We start from the raw sequence: 17,557 nt of genomic DNA, 5'->3' as shown, positions 1-17,557 counted from the left end.
TTGCGCTCGATCTCCTCGTCGCCGGGGAACGGGGCTTCCTGGTCCACCGGGATCGTGTTCACGTAGTCCGTGGTGGTCACCATCGGCACGCCCACACTCTGCGCGCCGGCCCGCTGGAGCAGGCTGCGCATGATGTACTGGGCACGTTCCGTGCCCTGATCCTGAATCAGGTCATCCAGGGACTCCAGCCATTCGGCGGTCTCTTCCGGATCACGATCAGGCAGCTGGTTTGTCAACCCGCTGAGGATATGGGAGGTTTCTTCTCCTGCAGCCACGTCCAACCTCTCTTTGAGCGCATTCATCGGCACCCTCAGCTCCGGCAGGGTAACTGCCTGGCGTGAACGCGACGCGTGCGACATATCGGTTACATGGGCCCGGTCATGTGCGCCGGGTCCAATTACGACTATGCCTGCCTGTAGTAGCGGGGCGGTCGCCCTCGCAGGCGTAGTCGTCAACAGCCACTCTAGCTGTGGCGGCTCGGGGATGCGTAGCCGCCCGGTGGGTGCCGGGCCGTATTTCACCGGCATACTGGTTGTGTGACGAAGTTCCGCCCGGTGGTCCCCGGATCGCCGCGTGTGACGCAGAATATGGCGGATCGCGGTGCCAACAGCTTGAAGCGCAGGCTCAAAGGGTGTTGGCTTGGGGTAATGGAAATCACTGGAGACAATGAAATCATCAAACATAGGAGCAACACGTGAGCGAGGCCGACGCCGCCACTTCGGTAAATGTGGCGGAAAAACTGGGGTTCAAAAACGGGGATCTGATTCAGGAATTCGGCTACGACGACGACGTCGACTTCGACTTGCGTGACGACATCGAAGACCTCACGGGGTCTGAACTCCTTGATGAGGACGACCACGAGGTGGTCGATGCCGCCATTCTCTGGTGGAGGGCCGGCGACGGCGACCTCGTTGACACCCTCGTCGATTCCCGCACCACCCTGACCGAGGGGGGCGTCGTGTGGGTCCTGACGCCGAAGTCGGGCCGGACCGGCTACGTTTCACCGGCGGACATCCAGGACGCCGCCCCCACGACGGGGCTGCACTACACCACCTCCGCGGGCGTTTCGAAGGACTGGAGCGCCACACGTCTGGTCACCCGGAAGAACAAATGACCGCTGCAGTCCAGGTCGGGGCAACCCTGACCGGGGACCGGCCGGGCATCCAAGCGGGCACCGTGCCCGCCGTCGGGGAGCCGGCGCCGGACTTCCAACTGGTGAACCAGTTCGGCGAACCGGTCAGGCTTTCGGCGCTCCGGGGCCGCAACGTCGTCGTCGTCTTTTATCCCTTCGCGTTCTCCGGGATCTGCACCGGCGAGCTGTGCGAAATCCGGGACAACCTGGCGCTCTTCGAGGAAGCCGACGCCGCCGTGCTGGCGGTCTCGGTGGACAGCAAGTTCGCCCAGCGGGCCTATGCCGAGAAGGAAGGCTACGCCTTCGATCTCCTGGCCGACTTCTGGCCGCATGGTGCCGTCGCCGCACGCTACGGCGTGTTCGACCCTTCGAGCGGCATGGCCCAGCGGGGGACGTTCATCATCGGCGCCGACGGAATCGTGCGCTATGTGGTGGTGAATCCGCGCGGCCAGGCCCGGGATTTTGCCGAATACCGCGCCGCACTGGCAGGACTCGGCGGGAACTGAAGCGGTGAGGCAGCGGCGGCCCGGGGTCGGCCTGACTGGCTTTGCCAGCCTGCCCCCGGTCGCGGCCGCCGAACCTGCGCGCGACGTTCTCGTGGTGCTGCAGGAGATCCGCGGTGTCCTCGCGGGCGAGCGCCTTGCCGTGCTGACCGGGGCGGGCCTGAGCACGGATTCCGGGATCCCGGACTACCGCGGACCGGGCGCCGCGCCGCGGGCGCCGATGACCTACCAGGAGTTCATCGCCCGCCCGGAGAACCGGCAGCGCTACTGGGCCCGCAACCATATCGGCTGGTCGCACCTGCGCCGCGCCGATCCAAACGACGGACACGTCGCTATTGCCCGGCTGGAACACCGCGGGCTGCTCACGGGGATCATCACGCAGAACGTGGACCGGCTCCACGAGGAGGCGGGCAGCATCAATGTGGTGGACCTGCACGGCCGCTTCGACCAGGTTGCCTGCCTCGGCTGCCGCCGCCGGTACACCCGCGCGCTGCTGGCCGGGGTGCTGGAAGAACTCAACCCCGGATTCCTCGAGCGGGCCCTGGCCGCCGGCGTCGTCGAGATGGCACCGGATGCCGACGCCACCGTGGAGGATTCCGGCCTGATCGAAAGCTTCGTCGTGGCGCACTGTCCAGCCTGCGGAGGCACCCTGAAGCCCGACTTCGTGTATTTCGGCGAGAATGTGCCCAGGGACCGGGTGGAGCGCTCCTACGCCATGGTGGACGAGGCCGGCGCGCTCCTCGTGGCCGGTTCGTCACTGACGGTGATGAGCGGCCTGCGTTTTGTCCGCCACGCAGCCAAACAGGGGAAGGCCGTCGTCATCATCAACCGGGGGCAGACCCGCGGCGACGAACTGGCCACCATCAAGCTCGACGCCGGCGTCAGCGAGTCCCTGCGATGGCTCGCCGAAGAGCTCCCGCCGCTCTGAGTCCGATTGGCGTTCTGCCTGCTGCATCCGGTACAGTAGCTGTTCGTTGGTTGAAGCGCGCAGGCGCCGAAACGGCGGTTTGGGTCTTTAGCTCAGCTGGTAGAGCGCCACGTTTACACCGTGGATGTCATCGGTTCGATCCCGGTAGGACCCACCAAGGAAAACCCCGTCACTGCAGGCCGAATGGTCCGCCCGGCGGGGTTTTTTGTTGGCCCCGAAAATTGTCACAGCCAGACCCTACCGTGACTGGCATGGAACATGTGATGGTGAAGACCTGCCCCGACGGCAGGCCGGTAGCGGTAGTCCGCGGCGGCCGTGAATGGACGGTCGGCGCCGAGCCGGTGCGTTGGTTTGAGCGGGTGAGCTGGTGGGAAGCGGAGCGCCGGATGCCCAGGGGCCTGAGCCGTGTCGACGTCGAGGTCTGGCAGATCCAGGCGAGGCTGGGGCGCAACCACGGTTCGGCCCTGACCACCATGGAACTTATCCGGGACGGTCTGGGTGGTGGCTGGCGGCTGCGGGACGCCGTAGCGGACGCGGCGTAGCAGACGGCGCCGCGAATCCGGAGCGCAGGAGGCGCCCGATCCAATCAGGCCCCGATCCAATCAGGCAATGGAAAAGCCTTCCACCGCGACTATTGGGGGATGCCGCGGTGGAAGGCTTATAACGAATATACCGTGAATGCCAGGAAATGTGAAACGTCCAGGCGTTGCTCGCAGCCGGTATTTGGCCTAATCGATGGTTAAACCAGGCGTTCGGATCCGCCGCCCTGACTTGACACATTCCATCCCCGCCCCGGCCCGGGACCTAGGATGTCTTCATGTCCGCTATGCATGCCCGTCGAATTGCCCGAGTCCGTCCCCTCTCCTATGTTTCGGAGGCCGAGCACTTTTTCGTCGCCAACGACGCCCCGGACTTCGACAGTGACGCCGGAAAGGCATGGACGGTGGTCACCACGCCGTTCCCTGGATCCCTGGCCAATCCCGGCAGCGAACCCCGCGATGGCTGGCAAAGCGGGGCCATTGTGGAAGAAGGCTCGTTCACCTTCCTCGCACCCAGCGTCCCGGCCAACGTGCTCGGTATGGCGCACAACACGGGCCAGGCGGGCCGCGCTCTCCCTCCGCAGGCGTTCCACAAGGCCGCGACCAGCGTGGTCGGTCCGGGAGACGCGATAGAACTGCGGCCCGGCGTGGGCCATGTCGACCCGGAAGCAGAACTGACGATCGTCGTCGGGAGCAGGGTCCGCGGACTCACGCTCGACACCGCACGGACCGCAATTCTGGGTTTCACTATCGGAAACGACGTCTCCGCCAGGGACTTGCAGAAATCCGACGAACTGTGGATCAGCGCCAAGAGCCAGGACACCTTCACTCCCGTGGGGCCGTGGATCGTCACGGCTCTGAATGACGACAACCTGGCGATCGGAATAAACCACAATGGAACCGAGCTCAAGGCGGCCAGCTCCGCTGATCTCGGCTGGGGAGTGGAGGAAATCCTGGTCTACCTGACGTCCTTCATGACGCTTCACCCCGGGGATCTGGTGCTCACGGGCTTCCCCGCAGAGTGTGCGCGGCTCGTTCCCGGCGACAGCGTCATTTGCCACATCGAGGGCATCGGGCAGCTATCGAATCCGGTCACGGCCGCAGCCTGACGGTGTTCGCGGCAGCTCGTCCCGGGCCCGACCAGTGGAAATTGGCTTGGGGAGGCGGCCAACCCCAAGGCGAGATTTCCGGCGCCAGACATTATGATGGTTACTGTTCAACTGACTGAACAGCATTCGCGTGAGTGGCGCCGGCGACGAACGCGCAATACCTGAAGGAGAATCATGGCCGATTCCCGAGTTCCCCGCACCTCCGATGGATTGGGGAGCGCCTCACCCGCACCGGCGGTGACCCGCGCCGCTGCCGTGCTGGAGGCCCTGGCCGCCTCTGCGACCGGACGCCTCACGCTGAGTGACCTCGCCAGGGAGCTGGGCATTCCGAAATCTTCAACATCAAATCTCCTGCTTGCCCTCGAGGAGGCCCGGCTCATCAACCGCCAGGGCGCCGAGTTCACTCTCGGACGCAAGCTGGTTGAGCTCGGCGCCGCGTACCTCAGCCGCCTGGACGAGGTCCAGGAGTTCTACCGGTTCTGTGAACAGGCTCCGACGCTTTCCGGCGAAACCGTCCGCATCGCCATGCTGGACGGCACCAGCGTCATCTACCTGGCCCGCTATGAAGGCCACCCCGCGGTTCGCCTCACCTCCAACATCGGCGACAAGATGCCGGTGTCCCTCTGCGCCGTGGGTAAGGCGCTGCTGGCCCGGCTTCATGACCACGACATCGCGGAGATGTTCCCGGACGACGCCGAACTTCCGGTCCTGACACCGAAGTCGCTCCGGACCGGTGCCGAGCTGAAGTCCCAACTCGCCGTCATCCGGGAACAGGGTTATGCCTTCGAGGATGAGGAATCAACGACGGGAGTCGTGTGCCTGGCCGTCTCGGTCCCCACGCGCGGCGCGCACGGACCCAGCCTGGGCCTGTCGGTCACCGCCCTGAAGGCCACCTACTCGGAGGAGCAGGGCGCGCTGATGGTGAAGGAACTGAAGGAACTGGCCCGGTCCCTGGGCAATCCCATGGGGTAGAGCCGGCGCCGTCGCTCAGCCGAAAGGGTGACCGGAAATCTAAGTCTGATTTTAGATTGGCTAACTGATCACTATGTTGTACGCTGTTCAACATAGTGATCGGCGTCTCAGGACGTTGTTCCTATCCCACCAGGCCAACGGGGGTCTGGAGTGTTCTTGAGGGAGTGCTTGTGACAACCAGTACTAATACACCGCTTGCTGATGCGGACGATGCGGTCGTCGATCCGGAACAGCTGCGAAGGGCAACTCTTGCCAGCTCCGTGGGCTCCGCCCTGGAGTACTACGATTTCTACATCTATGGCCTGGCTTCGGCCCTGATCTTCGGCCCGCTCTTCTTCAAGCCGCTCGGCGAAGACGGAGCCCTGATCGCATCGTTTGCCACCTACGGCGTCGGTTTCGCGGCCCGGCCTTTCGGCGGACTGGTCTTCGGCTATATCGGCGACAGGTTCGGCCGCAAGATGGTCCTCATCCTGACCATAGGCCTGATGGGAACCGCGAGCTTCGCCATCGGCCTGCTGCCCACGTTTGAGCAGGCCGGCATGCTGGGCGCCGTTCTCCTCGTGACCCTGCGCATCCTCCAGGGCCTGGGGGCCGGCGCGGAACAGGCAGGCGCCACCACCTTGATTTCCGAAGTCGCACCGCGCCGCCGGCGTGGCTTCTTCGCCTCGCTCCCGTTCGTCGGAATCCAGCTGGGCACCCTGCTCGGGGCCGGAACCTTTGCCCTGATTGCCATGGCAGACAAGCCCACCCTGGAGGGCTGGCTCTGGCGGGTGCCGTTCCTGTCCAGCGTGATCCTGATCGCGGTGGCCATCTTCATCCGGCTCAGGCTGAAGGAAACCCCGGTGTTCCAGGAGCTGGAAAAGCACAAGAGCGTGGTCAAGAACCCTATCGGCCAGCTCTGGAAGCACTCAAAGAAGAACGTGCTGATCGGCATTGGCCTGCGGATGGGTGAGAACGGGAATTCCTCGATCTATTCGGCCCTGCTCATCGCCTTCCTGGCCGCAAAGGACGGGGTCTTCCCGGGCGACAAGTTCATCGGCCCGGTGGGCCTCCTCATCGCCGCCGGCTTCGCTGCGGTCATGGTGGTCACCTTCGGTGCCCTGTCCGACCGGTTCGGCCGTGTCCCCGTCTACCGCTACGGTGCGCTCTTCCAGGCGGTCATCGCCCTGCCGGCGTTCTATCTGGTGACACTGGGCAATGTGACACTCGTCTGGGTAGTCATGGTGGTGGGCATCGCCCTCGGCGTCCAGTCCATGCTCGGCCCGCAGTGCCCGCTCCTGCCCGAACTCTTCGGTTCGCAGTACCGGTTCACCGGCGTGGCCATGAGCCGCGAGCTCTCTGCCGTCATGGCCGGCGGACTTGTTCCCCTGGTGGGTGCCGCGCTCCTGGCCGCCACGGGCCACTCCTGGCTGGTGCTCGGCATCTACTCTTTGGTGCTAGCCCTCATCTCGTTTGTCACCACGTTCTTCACCCCCGAGACAGTGGGACGCGACCTGGTCCTCACGGAGGATGCCAGCTAGCCGCTCCCGGCTTCGCGGCGCCGTCCGCCACATCTCCGGCCGTGGCCCCTTCCGCTCAGGAAGGGGCCACGGCTTTTTGGCGATGCGGACGGTGCCTGGCGACGCTCCAAGTGCCTGCGCACCGCCACTGCTACAGCACGCCAACGCCAAGGCGGCCCCTCCGTTTCCGGAGAGGCCGCCTGTCATGTGGTGCGGAACGGGCCGCGGACTTAGTAGAAGTGGACCGTGTCCACGAGGTGGGGGAGTTCGCCGCCGTCCAGGAATGTCCGCAGGTTGCTGCAGAAGCGCTCCGAGATCAGGCGGTTTTCGGCTGCGCTGAGGGCCGAGGTGTGCGGGGACACCATCACCTTGGGGTGGTTCCACAGCGGGCTGTCCTGCGGGAGCGGCTCCACGGCAAACACGTCGAGGCAGGCGTAGGAAACCTGGCCGTTCTCAAGCGCCTCGAGCAGGGCCTCCTCGTCCACCACGGTGCCGCGGCCCACGTTCACGAACACGGTCCCGGGCTTCATGGCCGCGAATACTTCGCGGTTGAAAAGTTTTTCGGTGTACGGCGTGCCAGGCAGCGTATTGACGACGGCGTCCGCCGCGGCCAGCAGGCCGGCGAGGCCGTCGTTGTCCGCGACTTCGTCGATCCCCTCGATCGCTTCGATGGAACGCTTGGTGCCGCTGACCCTCATGCCCAGCGCGCGGGCGATCCGTGCGGTCTCGAGCCCGATTTCGCCCAGTCCGGTGATCACGAGGCGGGAGCCGTTGACCAGGCGCGTGGGCGTGCGGAGTTCGGGCCAGATCCTGGCCGCCTGGTCCTGTGCCAGTTCCGCGCTGCGCTTGAAGCCGTTGAGGATTCCGAGGGCGGCGAACTCTGCGAGCGGCAGGGCGTGGACGCCGGCAGAGGTGGTCACCTTGAACTTCTGCAGCGTCCCGGCGTCGAGCCCGGACGCCTTCACGGCACCGCCGGCGCCGGCGGCCATGGCGTGGATCCACTCAAGGCGGGGATTGCTGCCGGCGATCCGGGCGAGGCCCGCCGGGCTTTCGTTGGGGAACCCGTACAGGACCTGGGCCTTATTCAGCATGTCCCAGTAGCGCTCCTCCTGCTCCGGCGTCCGGCGGAAGTCAGGATCTCCCGAGTGGTCTGCGGGAAAGCGTTCCGGCGGCAACAGTTCTGGGTCGTAAAGGACGGTAACGGAAGGATCTACGGCGCGGATGCGCTCCACAAACTCTGCTTCGAGCGGGACGGCGATCGCGACGGTGGTTTCAGACGTCATAGTGTTCATCATACTGAATGGAGGTTAGGATATTGAACAGATTTCGAAGATTAACCACTGAACCAACACCTGAACCAACCATAAAGAAGTGAGGCAACATGGATTTGGACCGGAAGGAAGCCGGCTTTGTGGGCCTGGGGTTCATGGGTGCGCCGATGGCGGCAAACCTCCTCAAGGCGGGTTGGAGCGTCACCGCCTGGAACCGCTCACCGGCAGCACTTGATGCGTTCGAGGTCCTCGGAGGCGGACGCGTGGCCGAGGTGGAAGGCCTGCGCGACCAGCCGGTCATCATCTTCATGCTCCCGGATCTCTCCTACATCGAGGACTCGGCCGCGGCACTCCTGGCCAGCTGGTCCGCGACGCCGCCGGCCGCCGGGACCGCCGTGGTGGTCATGAGCAGCGTCTCGCCGGCCGCGGTGAAGGAATTCGGGGCGCGGGTGGCCCGGGCGAGCAGCGGCAACGCCGTCGTCGTCGATGCTCCCGTGAGCGGCGGCACGAAAGGTGCCGTGGAAGGGACCCTGGCCATCATGGCCGGCGCAAGCGAAGTGGACTTCCAGCGGCTGCTGCCGCTCTTCCAGGCCATGGGCACCACGGTGCGGCGGCTGGGACCGCTGGGTTCCGGGTCGCTCGCCAAGGCGTGCAACCAGCTCATCGTGGGAACCACGACGGCGGCGCTCGCCGAAGCCGCGGAGCTCGCCGAACGCTCGGGAATGGACGTTGCCGCCCTCTATGAGGTGCTCGCGGGCGGCCTGGCCGGCAGCAGGGTCCTGGACTTCGTCGGGCCACGGCTTGCCGCCAAGGACTACGAGCCCACGGGCCCGGCGAAATTCATGCACAAGGACCTGTCCTTTGTGCTCGAAAGCGCCGCCGCCGTGGAGGCCGCCGTGCCGATGGCGGCTGCCGGCGTCGAACTCTATGCGGAACTCAAGCGCCAGGGACTGGGCGACCGGGACCTCGCCGTCGTCCGGCAAACAATCTCGAATCTCAGTGACAACACAGCCTTTCAGCGGCAAGACAGCAGCCGGGACCGAGTGAGGATCAACGAACTATGAGCGCACTTTTTGACCTGACGGGCCGGACCGCGCTGGTCACCGGCTCCAGCCGGGGGATCGGCAACGCCCTGGCGCGGGCCCTGGCCGACGCCGGCGCCACGGTGGTGCTCAACGGCATCAACCCCGAACGGCTGACGGCCGCAGAAGCCGCAATGGCCGCGGAATACCCGCCAGGGCGGGTTCACAGCTGCGCCTTCGACGTCACCAAGGACACCGAGGCCGCCCGGGGTGTCGCCTGGGTGGAAGAGAACGCGGGACCGCTGGAGATCCTGGTGAACAACGCCGGCATCCAGCACCGCGTGCCCATGCTGGAACTGGACGTCGCCGACTGGGAGCGGGTGATCTCCACGGACCTGACCAGCGCGTTCCTGGTGGGCCGCGCGGCGGCGCGGCGCATGATCCCGCGCGGCCGGGGCAAGATCATCAACATCTGCTCCGTGCAGGCCGACCTGGCCCGGCCCACGATCGCACCCTATGTTGCGGCCAAGGGCGGGCTCCGGAACCTGACCCGGGCCATGACGGCGGAATGGGCCGGGTCCGGCCTGCAGATCAACGGGATCGCGCCGGGCTACATCCACACCGAGATGACGCAGAACCTCGTGGACGACGAGGACTTCAATTCCTGGATCCTGGGCCGGACCCCGGCGCACCGGTGGGGGACCGTGCAGGACCTGGCCGGCCCGGCGGTGTGGCTCGCGTCCGACGGCTCGGATTTCGTCAACGGCCAGACCATCTTCATCGACGGCGGAATGACGGTGGTGGTCTGATGGGCGGCGCAACAGTAATTCCGGCGACGGCGGCCGCGGTGGTGGCCCATGCGGCCGGGGACCTGCGGATCGAGGACATCCCGGTGCCCGCACCGGCGTCCGATGAGGCCGTTGTCGAAGTGGCGTACGGTGGGATCTGCGGCTCGGACCTGCACTACTGGATGCACGGCGCCGCAGGCGAATCGGTCCTCAAGGCGCCCATGATCCTGGGCCACGAGATCGTGGGAACAGTGCTCCTGGCTGCCGGGGACGGAACGGGGCCCGCGGCCGGCACGGCTGTCGCCGTGCATCCCGCCACGCCGGGCCCGGGCGGCGCACGGTACCCCGAAGACCGCCCGAACCTGTCGCCCGGCTGCACCTACCTGGGCAGCGCCGCACGCTTCCCGCACACCGACGGCGCCTTCAGCCGGTATGCCGCCCTGCCGGCCCGGATGCTCCGTCCCTTGCCCCGGGGCCTGGCACTCAAGACCGCAGCCCTGGTGGAACCGGCGAGCGTCGCCTGGCACGCGGTCTCGCGTGCCGGAGACGTGGCCGGAAAGACGGCCCTGGTGGTCGGCAGCGGACCCATCGGCGCGTTGGCGGTGGCCGTCCTTAAACGTGCTGGTGCCCAGCGGATCGTGGCCGTGGACATGCACGCGAAACCACTGGAGATAGCCCGCGCCGTGGGCGCTGACGAGGTCCTCAAGGGCGATGACGCAGAAGCCATCGCGGCCGTGGAGGCAGACGTCGTCATCGAGTCCTCGGGCAGCCATCACGGCCTGGCGTCGGCGATCAAGGGCGCGGTGCGCGGCGGCAAGGTGGTGATGGTGGGGCTCCTGCCGTCGGGCCCGCAGCCGGTCCTGATCTCGCTGGCGATTACCCGCGAGCTGGAGCTGCTGGGCTCTTTCCGCTTCAACGACGAAATTGATGACGTCATTGCCGCACTGGCCGACGGATCGCTGTTCGTGGACCCGGTGGTCACCCACACCTTCCCGCTGGACCGCGGACTGGAGGCCTTCGAGGTGGCCAAAAACTCGGCTGAGTCCGGAAAGGTGCTGCTGGACTTCAGGCCGGCCCCGGAGGGGCGAGGGGCGCAGTAGCCCTGTCGGGGCCGCGGGCCGCGGGCCTCAGCGGCTCGGGAGCGGAACGAACACCCTGGGCTGGTCCTTCCAGGCCGGCTCCAGCTCAGAGATGGAGCCGCGCATGATCCTGTTCGACGCCTCGCGTGCCCTGGCGGCGTCGCCGGCGGCAATTGCCTCCGCCACCTCCACGTGCCACTGAAGCGCGGTGGCGCGCGGGTGGTCCGGCATGAGGCCGTGAATGGTGCGTCCGGTCAGCGTTTCGGCCACCTGGCCGGCCATATTGGCGAACATCTCGTTGCCGGAGCCTGCCAGCAGCAGGGAGTGGAACTGGATATCCAGCTCCAGGAAGCGGGGCACGTCACCGGACTGGCCGGCGTCGCGCATGGCGTGCGAAACCTCCACGAGCTCACGCCGGAGCTCAACAGGAGCGTTGACGGCGGCGAGTTCGGCGGCCACCGGTTCGACGGCGGTGCGCAGCTCGGCGAGGGAGCGCAGCTGCGCGCCGCGCCCCTCGCCGGCCAGGCGCCAGCGGATCACCTGGGGATCGAACGGGTTCCAGCGGCTGGCCGGCAGGACCCGGATCCCCACACGCTTGACGGTTTCGACAAGGCCCAGGGACTGCAGGACGCGGACCGCCTCACGGACCACGGAACGGGAGACCTTCAGCTCGGCTTCGAGCTGCTCGGCCAGCATGACGTGGCCGGCGGGGAGGTCGCCCGCGACGATGCGGGTCCCGAGGTGCTCAATGGCACGGTGGTGGAGGCTGGTTGACATAGTCGTAAGCATAATGCTGCGCATGGCGATTTCCGACGCCGATCGGGCCCTGAGCGGCGGAGAGGGCCCGGAAATCATAGACTGGTCAGGACGTGCCGTATTCCGAAAGATGGGCACCGCTTTCCCATCGCCGCCCGAATACATATGGTTTATTGACAGCCACTGATCCCACGAAGCGTGTCCCGCAGCAATCGCGGGACGCATTGCACTCGTTGCACAGAATGAATTGGAGTTTTTGATGTCAGCACACATCGGTGTCACCGGCCTTGCGGTGATGGGGGCCAACCTCGCCCGCAACCTGGCCCGGAACGGCTTCACCGTTGCCCTGCACAACCGCTCGGTGGAGAAGACCGACGCGCTGCTGGAAAAGCACGGCACGGACGGCGATTTTGTCCGCACGGAGACGCTCCAGGAGCTCGTTGACTCGCTGGAGAAGCCCCGCCGCGTCCTCATCATGGTCAAGGCCGGCAAGCCGGTCGACTCCGTGATCGAGCAGCTCGAGCCGCTGCTGGAGGCCGGCGACATCATCATCGACGCCGGCAACTCCCACTTCGAGGACACCCGCCGCCGCGAAGCCGCACTGGCCAAGAAGGACCTGCACTTCGTCGGCATCGGCGTCTCCGGCGGCGAGGAAGGCGCCCTGAACGGGCCCTCGATCATGCCCGGCGGCTCGAAGGAGTCCTACGACGCCCTGGGACCGCTGCTGGAAAAGATCGCCGCGCACGTGGACGGCAAGCCGTGCTGCGCCTGGATCGGCACCGACGGCGCCGGCCACTTCGTCAAGATGGTCCACAACGGCATCGAATACGCGGACATGCAGGTCATCGGCGAGGCCTTCGACCTGCTGCGCTCCGGCGCGGGGATCGAACCGGCCGAGCAGGCGAAGATCTTCACCGAATGGAACAAGGGAGACCTCGCCTCCTTCCTGATCGAGATCTCCGCCGAGGTCCTCGGCCACGTCGACGCGAAGACCGGCAAGCCGTTCGTCGACGTCGTGGTGGACGCCGCCGGGCAGAAGGGCACCGGCCGCTGGACGGTCATCTCCGCCCTCGAACTGGGCTCCCCGACGTCGGGCATCGCCGAATCGGTGTTCGCCCGCGCCCTGTCCTCCCAGACGGAGCAGCGCAAGCTGGCCCAGGAACTGCTGGCCGGCGGAGAGGCCGACATCGAGGTCCCCGAGGGCTTCGTCGAGGACGTCCGCCAGGCACTGTACGCCTCCAAGCTGGTCTCCTACGCCCAGGGACTGGACATGCTCACGTCCGCCGCGACGGAATACGGCTGGGACCTGAAGCTGGACGAGATCGCCTCGCTGTGGCGCGGCGGCTGCATCATCCGCGCGGAGCTGCTCAAGGAGATCACCAACGCCTACGCGCTGGAGGACAAGCCGGCCAACCTGCTCTTCGCCCCCGCCTTCACCAAGGCGATCGCGGAGGTCCTTCCGGCGTGGCGCCGGGTGGTCTCCACGGCGGTGCAGCTCGGCATCCCGGTGCCGGTGTTCTCCTCCTCGCTGGCCTACTACGACGGCCTGCGCCGCAAGCGCCTCCCGGCTGCCGTGATCCAGGGCCAGCGCGACCTCTTCGGCGCCCACACCTACGGCCGGATCGATGCCGGGGGCACGTTCCACACCCTCTGGGGCGAGGACAAGTCCGAGATAGAGGCAGTGGACACCCACTAGGGATTGGGGCAGGCCCTTTCGTGTCGACTTCGTCGCCACGCAGGGACCCGGCTGCCCCACTCTGCCCGGACTCCCCGTGCCACTGCGGACGGCCGGTCCTTCCCGTTACTCTGGGAGGCGCCGGCCGTTGGAGTTTAAGCCGCCGGCTGTCCCGCCACCCGAGGAGCCCGGAAATGACCCAGCCCGTAGCGATTGTCACCGGTGCCTCCACCGGGATCGGCTTTGAAACCGCGAAGAAGCTCGCCGCGCACGGCTTCACCGTCTATGCCGGGGCCCGGCGGGTGGAGAAGATGGAGCCCTTGGCGGCCCACGGGGTCAGGATTGTGGCGCTGGATGTGACACATGAGGAGTCCATGAGCGCCGCCGTCGGCGGGGTCATCGCGGCCCACGGGCGGATTGACGTCCTCGTGAACAACGCCGGCTACGGTTCCTACGGCTCGCTCGAGGAGGTGGAGCCCGCGGAGGGCCGGCGCCAGTTCGACGTCAACGTCTTCGGCCTGGCCCGGATGACGCAGCTGGTCATTCCTGCCATGCGGGCCGCGGGCGCCGGGAGGATCATCAATGTTTCCTCCATGGGCGGGAAGATGTATGAGCCGCTCGGTGCCTGGTACCACGCTACGAAGTTCGCCGTCGAGGGTCTCAGCGATTCCCTGCGGATGGAACTCAAGCCCCATGGCATCGGCGTGTCCATCATCGAGCCGGGAGGCACCCAATCCGAATGGGGTGCGATCTCCGCCCGGGGCCTGCGGGCCACATCCGGGACCGGGCCGTACGCGGAGCAGGCCAGGGTCATGGCGGCGGCGCTTGCCACCACGGACAAAGCCGCACTCTCCACGCGGCCCGAGGTGGTTGCCGACGCGATTATCCACGCCGCGACATCGTCCCGCCCCAGGACCCGTTATCCGGTGGGCGGGAGCGCGCGGGCCCTGCTGCTGCTGCGGCGCCTGCTGCCGGACAGGGTGTTCGACGTCGTGGTCTGGACCATCTACAGGCGGTTTCCGGCGTAGCGGGCAGAGCGTCCGGCGGGCCGGTGGGCCGGATCTAAATGTGGTAGTCGATAACGTACTCGGCGGGATCCACGGCCGGCTTGGTCTCACGCTGCGCGTCGCGGTGGCGCCACGTGGCCGGCACACCGGTAAGGATCGATTCGGCCGGCGCGTCCTTGACCACGACGGCGTTTGCGCCCACGGCGCTGTCCCTGCCGATGGTGATGGGCCCCAGGATCTTGGCCCCGGCGCCGATCACCACGCGGTCCTCGATGGTGGGGTGCCGCTTGACCTTCGCCAGGGAACGCCCGCCGAGGGTCACGCCGTGATAGATCATCACGTCCTCGCCGATTTCGGCCGTCTCGCCGATGACGACGCCCATCCCGTGGTCGATGAAGAACCGCCGGCCGATGGTGGCGCCGGGGTGGATCTCGATCCCCGTGGCGAACCGTGCCAGCTGGGAAACCAGCCGGGCAGGGAACCGCAGGGCCGGGTTCTGCCACAGCCGGTGCGTCAGGCGGTGGGCCCAGATCGCGTGCAGTCCGGAGTAGGCAAAGAAGTTCTCAAAAGAACCTCGGGCCGCCGGGTCGTGTGACCGGGCGGCGTCGAGGTCTTCCTTGAGTCTTGCGAAAAAGCTCACAAAGACCTTTCTACAGGAATCGTGGGACAGCGGGGCGGACTCAGCCGCGGATGTCGTCGTACAGCACGGTGGAGATGTAGCGCTCACCGAAGTCGCAGACCACGGCAACAATGAGCTTACCGGCGTTCTCCGGGCGCTTGGCCAGTTCGAGGGCTCCCCAGACGATCGCGCCGGAGGAAATGCCGCCCAGGATGCCTTCCTGGATGCCGAGGTCACGGGCGACGCGGACGGAATCCTCCAGGGTGGCGTCCAGGACCTCGTCGTAGACGTCGGTGTCCAGGATTTCCGGAACGAAGTTGGCGCCGAGGCCCTGGATCTTGTGCGGACCCGCGGGGCCGCCGTTCAGGATTGCGGAATCCTTCGGCTCGACGGCAACGATCTGGACGCCGGGCTTGCGCTCCTTGAGGACCTGTCCGACGCCGGTGATGGTTCCGCCGGTGCCGATGCCGGACACAAAGATGTCCACCTTGCCGTCCGTGTCGGTCCAGATTTCCTCCGCGGTGGTGGTGCGGTGGATCTCGGGGTTGGCTTCGTTGGCGAACTGCTGGGCCCAGATGGAGTTTTCCGTGTTGGCCACGATCTCCTGGGCCTTCTCGACGGCGCCGCGCATGCCCTCGGAGCCGGGGGTCAGCACGATTTCGGCGCCGTAGGCGCGGAGCATGACACGGCGTTCCGTGGACATGGTTTCCGGCATGGTCAGGATGACTTTGTAGCCGCGTGCCGCGCCCACCATGGCCAGGGCGATGCCGGTGTTTCCGGAGGTCCCTTCGACGATGGTCCCGCCGGGCTTCAGGGCACCGGACTTCTCGGCAGCATCGACAATGGCTACGCCGATGCGGTCCTTGACGCTGTTGGCCGGGTTGAAGAACTCCAGCTTGACGGCCACCGTGGCGTCCAGGCCCTCGGTGAGCCGGTTGAGCCGGACCAGCGGGGTGCCGCCAACCAGCTGGGTAACATCGTCATAGATCCGTGCCATGTGTATGGGTGCCTGTCTGAAGAAGCGGGTGGGTGCTGGGGTCAGCCTAACGAGCCCGCGCGGGCCCTAGCTAAGCATTAAGCCATGCAGAGTAATATTTCCTTGCCTTGGCCAGCTTCGGGTTGATGATCACCCGGCAGTAGCCCTCGCCCGGGTACTTGGCGTAGAAGTCCTGGTGCATGGCTTCCGCGACGTGGAACACCGGCAGCCGGCTGACCTCGGTCACGATCGGGTCGGCCCAGAGTTGCTGGTTCCGTTCGATCGCCTCCTCGAAAAGGACCTTCTCCTCCGTGGTCTCGTAGAACATCGAGGAGCGGTACTGCGTGCCGACGTCGTAGCCCTGGCGGTTGAGCGTGGTGGGGTCGTGCAGCGCGAAGAACATGTCCAGGATGACCTCCGCCGGGATCACGTCCTCGTCGAATGTCACCGCCACCACCTCCGCATGGCCGGTGGTTCCGGAGCACACGGCGTAGTAGTCGGGGTCACGGTCATGGCCTCCGGTGTAGCCCGAAATGACCGAGCTGACGCCCTTGGTTTTCTGGTAGACGGCGTCGAGGCACCAGAAGCAGCCTCCGCCGAGGACAAAAGTTCTCATGTCCTCTTCAATGGTTGAACTGCCCGGATGATTCCCGGAGCCGCATCCTGGTGCCCGGCGGCTGTGGGGCAGGTCACTGGATAGGGTAAGAATGAGGCATGGAACCTGTGAATACCGACGTTTCAGCTGACTTTGCCAGAGGCAGAGACGCTGCCACCAACACTGGTATCGACACTGGCACATCCGCTGCCACCAACACGGACGCCCCCACCGTCGGTACGATCCTGCTTGCCGTCGAGGAACTCTGGCCCGAATCCCTCGCCGAGGAGTGGGACGAGGTCGGCCTCGTCGCAGGGCATCCCTCGGCCGAGGTGACCAGGATCCTCTTCGCCGTCGACCCGACGCTCGAGGTGATCGAGGAAGCCATCGACTTCGGTGCGGAGCTGCTGATCAGCCACCATCCCCTGCTGCTGAAGGGTGTGACGTCTGTCGCGGCCAACACCGCCAAGGGCAAGGCCGTTCACCGCCTGATCGAGTCGGGAACGGGCCTGCTGACGGTCCACACCAACGGCGACGCCGCCGTCGGCGGCGTGTCCGATGTCCTGGCCGATGCGCTCGGGCTGCAGAACGTGGCACCCCTGACACCGGCCATGAACGGGCTCCCGGAGGAAGGCATCGGCCGGGTAGGGGACCTGCCGGATGTCCTGACGCTGGGCGACTTCGCGGCCCGGGTCTTCGGCATCCTGCCCGCCGTGGCCGGCGGAGTGCGCGTATCGGGTGACCCGGACGGCCTCATCCGGCGCGTCGCCGTGTGCGGCGGCGCCGGGGATTCCCTCTTCGGCGCGGTCCGGGCGAGCAACGCCGATGTTTACGTGACGGCCGATCTGCGGCACCATCCGGCGTCGGAAGCCCGCGAGGGAGCCGTCAACGGCCGGCCGTACCTCATCGATGTCTCGCACTTCGCCAGCGAGTGGCTGTGGCTGCCCGCTGCGGCCGCGGCACTCGGCAACGTCCTGTCCGACCAGGGCCACGAGGTGGACATCCGGGTCAGCAGCACCAACAGCGACCCCTGGGACTTCATTCTGACTCCGGGCGGGGACTAGAGTCTACTAAGCGCCGATAAGGT

The 17,557-nt window shown here is 66.5% G+C and carries 19 protein-coding genes and 1 tRNA gene; 14 read left to right on the top strand and 6 right to left on the bottom strand.

Going from position 1 to position 17,557, the window contains the following annotated elements; all coding sequences use genetic code 11:
* A partial coding sequence (locus J9611_RS06965) for a pyruvate dehydrogenase E1 component-related protein (protein ID WP_504741881.1) occupies positions 1–302 on the bottom strand: 302 nt, incomplete at its 3' end.
* A gap of 392 nt (positions 303–694) precedes the next feature.
* Here J9611_RS06965 and J9611_RS06960 point away from each other — a divergent pair.
* The 8 genes from J9611_RS06960 (at position 695) to J9611_RS06925 (ending at position 6,703) form a co-directional block, all read left to right on the top strand.
* On the top strand, positions 695–1,114 hold the full coding sequence (locus J9611_RS06960) for a DUF3052 domain-containing protein (protein WP_211878830.1): 420 nt from the start codon (positions 695–697) through the stop codon (positions 1,112–1,114).
* Positions 1,111–1,638 carry a peroxiredoxin gene (locus J9611_RS06955; protein WP_211878828.1) on the top strand — a complete coding sequence of 176 codons (528 nt, stop codon included), beginning with the start codon at positions 1,111–1,113 and terminating at the stop codon, positions 1,636–1,638. Before J9611_RS06960 ends, J9611_RS06955 begins: the two co-directional genes overlap by 4 nt.
* Before the next feature lie 4 nt (positions 1,639–1,642).
* Entirely contained in the window at positions 1,643–2,563 is a 921-nt protein-coding gene (locus J9611_RS06950) for an NAD-dependent protein deacetylase (RefSeq protein ID WP_211878826.1), read from the top strand.
* Between the two features lie 81 nt (positions 2,564–2,644).
* Positions 2,645–2,720, top strand: a tRNA-Val gene (locus tag J9611_RS06945).
* 94 nt (positions 2,721–2,814) lie between these two features.
* Positions 2,815–3,105, top strand: a complete 291-nt coding sequence (locus tag J9611_RS06940; protein WP_211878824.1) for a hypothetical protein — start codon at positions 2,815–2,817, stop codon at positions 3,103–3,105.
* Positions 3,106–3,380: 275 nt separating this feature from the next.
* Complete coding sequence (locus J9611_RS06935; RefSeq protein WP_211878822.1) at positions 3,381–4,211, top strand: fumarylacetoacetate hydrolase family protein; 831 nt, start codon at positions 3,381–3,383, stop codon at positions 4,209–4,211.
* A 174-nt stretch (positions 4,212–4,385) separates the two neighbouring features.
* Positions 4,386–5,183 (top strand): IclR family transcriptional regulator, encoded by a 798-nt coding sequence (locus J9611_RS06930; protein WP_211878820.1) that lies wholly within the window; start codon positions 4,386–4,388, stop codon positions 5,181–5,183.
* Between the two features lie 170 nt (positions 5,184–5,353).
* On the top strand, positions 5,354–6,703 hold the full coding sequence (locus J9611_RS06925) for an MFS transporter (RefSeq protein WP_211878818.1): 1,350 nt from the start codon (positions 5,354–5,356) through the stop codon (positions 6,701–6,703).
* A gap of 209 nt (positions 6,704–6,912) precedes the next feature.
* On the opposite strand, the gene J9611_RS06920 is transcribed toward J9611_RS06925, so the two are convergent.
* A complete protein-coding gene (locus tag J9611_RS06920; protein ID WP_211878816.1) occupies positions 6,913–7,977 on the bottom strand; it encodes a D-2-hydroxyacid dehydrogenase in 1,065 nt (354 codons plus the stop codon).
* Positions 7,978–8,063: 86 nt separating this feature from the next.
* On the opposite strand from J9611_RS06920, the gene J9611_RS06915 reads away from it, so the two are divergent.
* From J9611_RS06915 to J9611_RS06905, 3 genes are read left to right on the top strand one after another with little or no spacing between them, the layout of a single operon-like run.
* Positions 8,064–9,017, top strand: a complete 954-nt coding sequence (locus tag J9611_RS06915) for an NAD(P)-dependent oxidoreductase (protein ID WP_211878813.1) — start codon at positions 8,064–8,066, stop codon at positions 9,015–9,017.
* Entirely contained in the window at positions 9,014–9,784 is a 771-nt protein-coding gene (locus J9611_RS06910) for an SDR family oxidoreductase (protein ID WP_211878811.1), read from the top strand. The genes J9611_RS06915 and J9611_RS06910 overlap by 4 nt, the downstream gene beginning before the upstream one ends.
* Positions 9,784–10,863, top strand: a complete 1,080-nt coding sequence (locus J9611_RS06905) for an L-idonate 5-dehydrogenase (protein ID WP_211878809.1) — start codon at positions 9,784–9,786, stop codon at positions 10,861–10,863. The genes J9611_RS06910 and J9611_RS06905 overlap by 1 nt, the downstream gene beginning before the upstream one ends.
* A 27-nt stretch (positions 10,864–10,890) precedes the next feature.
* Here J9611_RS06905 and J9611_RS06900 read toward each other — a convergent pair whose 3' ends face one another.
* On the bottom strand, positions 10,891–11,619 hold the full coding sequence (locus J9611_RS06900; protein ID WP_211878807.1) for a FadR/GntR family transcriptional regulator: 729 nt from the start codon (positions 11,617–11,619) through the stop codon (positions 10,891–10,893).
* 238 nt (positions 11,620–11,857) lie between these two features.
* On the opposite strand from J9611_RS06900, the gene gnd reads away from it, so the two are divergent.
* Complete coding sequence (gnd, locus tag J9611_RS06895) at positions 11,858–13,294, top strand: NADP-dependent phosphogluconate dehydrogenase (RefSeq protein ID WP_211878805.1); 1,437 nt, start codon at positions 11,858–11,860, stop codon at positions 13,292–13,294.
* A gap of 173 nt (positions 13,295–13,467) precedes the next feature.
* Entirely contained in the window at positions 13,468–14,301 is an 834-nt protein-coding gene (locus J9611_RS06890) for an oxidoreductase (protein WP_211878803.1), read from the top strand.
* 34 nt (positions 14,302–14,335) lie between these two features.
* Here the strand turns inward: J9611_RS06890 and epsC are convergent, their stop codons facing one another.
* From epsC to msrA, 3 genes are all read right to left on the bottom strand, one after another.
* Positions 14,336–14,920, bottom strand: coding sequence for a serine O-acetyltransferase EpsC (gene epsC, locus J9611_RS06885; protein ID WP_211878802.1), 585 nt, complete (start codon positions 14,918–14,920; stop codon positions 14,336–14,338).
* Between the two features lie 40 nt (positions 14,921–14,960).
* Entirely contained in the window at positions 14,961–15,896 is a 936-nt protein-coding gene (gene cysK / locus J9611_RS06880) for a cysteine synthase A (RefSeq protein ID WP_211878800.1), read from the bottom strand.
* A 70-nt stretch (positions 15,897–15,966) separates the two neighbouring features.
* On the bottom strand, positions 15,967–16,491 hold the full coding sequence (msrA, locus tag J9611_RS06875; protein ID WP_211878798.1) for a peptide-methionine (S)-S-oxide reductase MsrA: 525 nt from the start codon (positions 16,489–16,491) through the stop codon (positions 15,967–15,969).
* A 107-nt stretch (positions 16,492–16,598) separates the two neighbouring features.
* Between msrA and J9611_RS06870 the strand changes: the two genes are divergently transcribed.
* On the top strand, positions 16,599–17,534 hold the full coding sequence (locus J9611_RS06870; RefSeq protein ID WP_372447769.1) for a Nif3-like dinuclear metal center hexameric protein: 936 nt from the start codon (positions 16,599–16,601) through the stop codon (positions 17,532–17,534).
* Positions 17,535–17,557 lie beyond the last annotated feature (23 nt).

Origin of the sequence: Pseudarthrobacter albicanus (assembly GCF_018224015.1) — a bacterium.
Lineage (GTDB): Bacteria > Actinomycetota > Actinomycetes > Actinomycetales > Micrococcaceae > Arthrobacter > Arthrobacter albicanus.
Note: the sequence above shows the minus strand (reverse complement) of the source record. Positions and strands in the feature narration are given on the sequence as shown.

Excerpts from the sequence above, each read along its gene's own strand:
- J9611_RS06955 (WP_211878828.1), top strand. The coding sequence starts at position 1,111 with ATGACCGCTGCAGTCCAGGTCGGGGCAACCCTGACCGGGGACCGGCCG.
- J9611_RS06940 (WP_211878824.1), top strand. The coding sequence starts at position 2,815 with ATGGAACATGTGATGGTGAAGACCTGCCCCGACGGCAGGCCGGTAGCG.
- J9611_RS06935 (WP_211878822.1), top strand. The coding sequence starts at position 3,381 with ATGTCCGCTATGCATGCCCGTCGAATTGCCCGAGTCCGTCCCCTCTCC.
- J9611_RS06930 (WP_211878820.1), top strand. The coding sequence starts at position 4,386 with ATGGCCGATTCCCGAGTTCCCCGCACCTCCGATGGATTGGGGAGCGCC.
- J9611_RS06920 (WP_211878816.1), bottom strand. The coding sequence starts at position 7,977 with ATGATGAACACTATGACGTCTGAAACCACCGTCGCGATCGCCGTCCCG.
- J9611_RS06915 (WP_211878813.1), top strand. The coding sequence starts at position 8,064 with ATGGATTTGGACCGGAAGGAAGCCGGCTTTGTGGGCCTGGGGTTCATG.
- J9611_RS06910 (WP_211878811.1), top strand. The coding sequence starts at position 9,014 with ATGAGCGCACTTTTTGACCTGACGGGCCGGACCGCGCTGGTCACCGGC.
- J9611_RS06905 (WP_211878809.1), top strand. The coding sequence starts at position 9,784 with ATGGGCGGCGCAACAGTAATTCCGGCGACGGCGGCCGCGGTGGTGGCC.
- J9611_RS06900 (WP_211878807.1), bottom strand. The coding sequence starts at position 11,619 with ATGTCAACCAGCCTCCACCACCGTGCCATTGAGCACCTCGGGACCCGC.
- gnd (WP_211878805.1), top strand. The coding sequence starts at position 11,858 with ATGTCAGCACACATCGGTGTCACCGGCCTTGCGGTGATGGGGGCCAAC.
- J9611_RS06890 (WP_211878803.1), top strand. The coding sequence starts at position 13,468 with ATGACCCAGCCCGTAGCGATTGTCACCGGTGCCTCCACCGGGATCGGC.
- cysK (WP_211878800.1), bottom strand. The coding sequence starts at position 15,896 with ATGGCACGGATCTATGACGATGTTACCCAGCTGGTTGGCGGCACCCCG.
- msrA (WP_211878798.1), bottom strand. The coding sequence starts at position 16,491 with ATGAGAACTTTTGTCCTCGGCGGAGGCTGCTTCTGGTGCCTCGACGCC.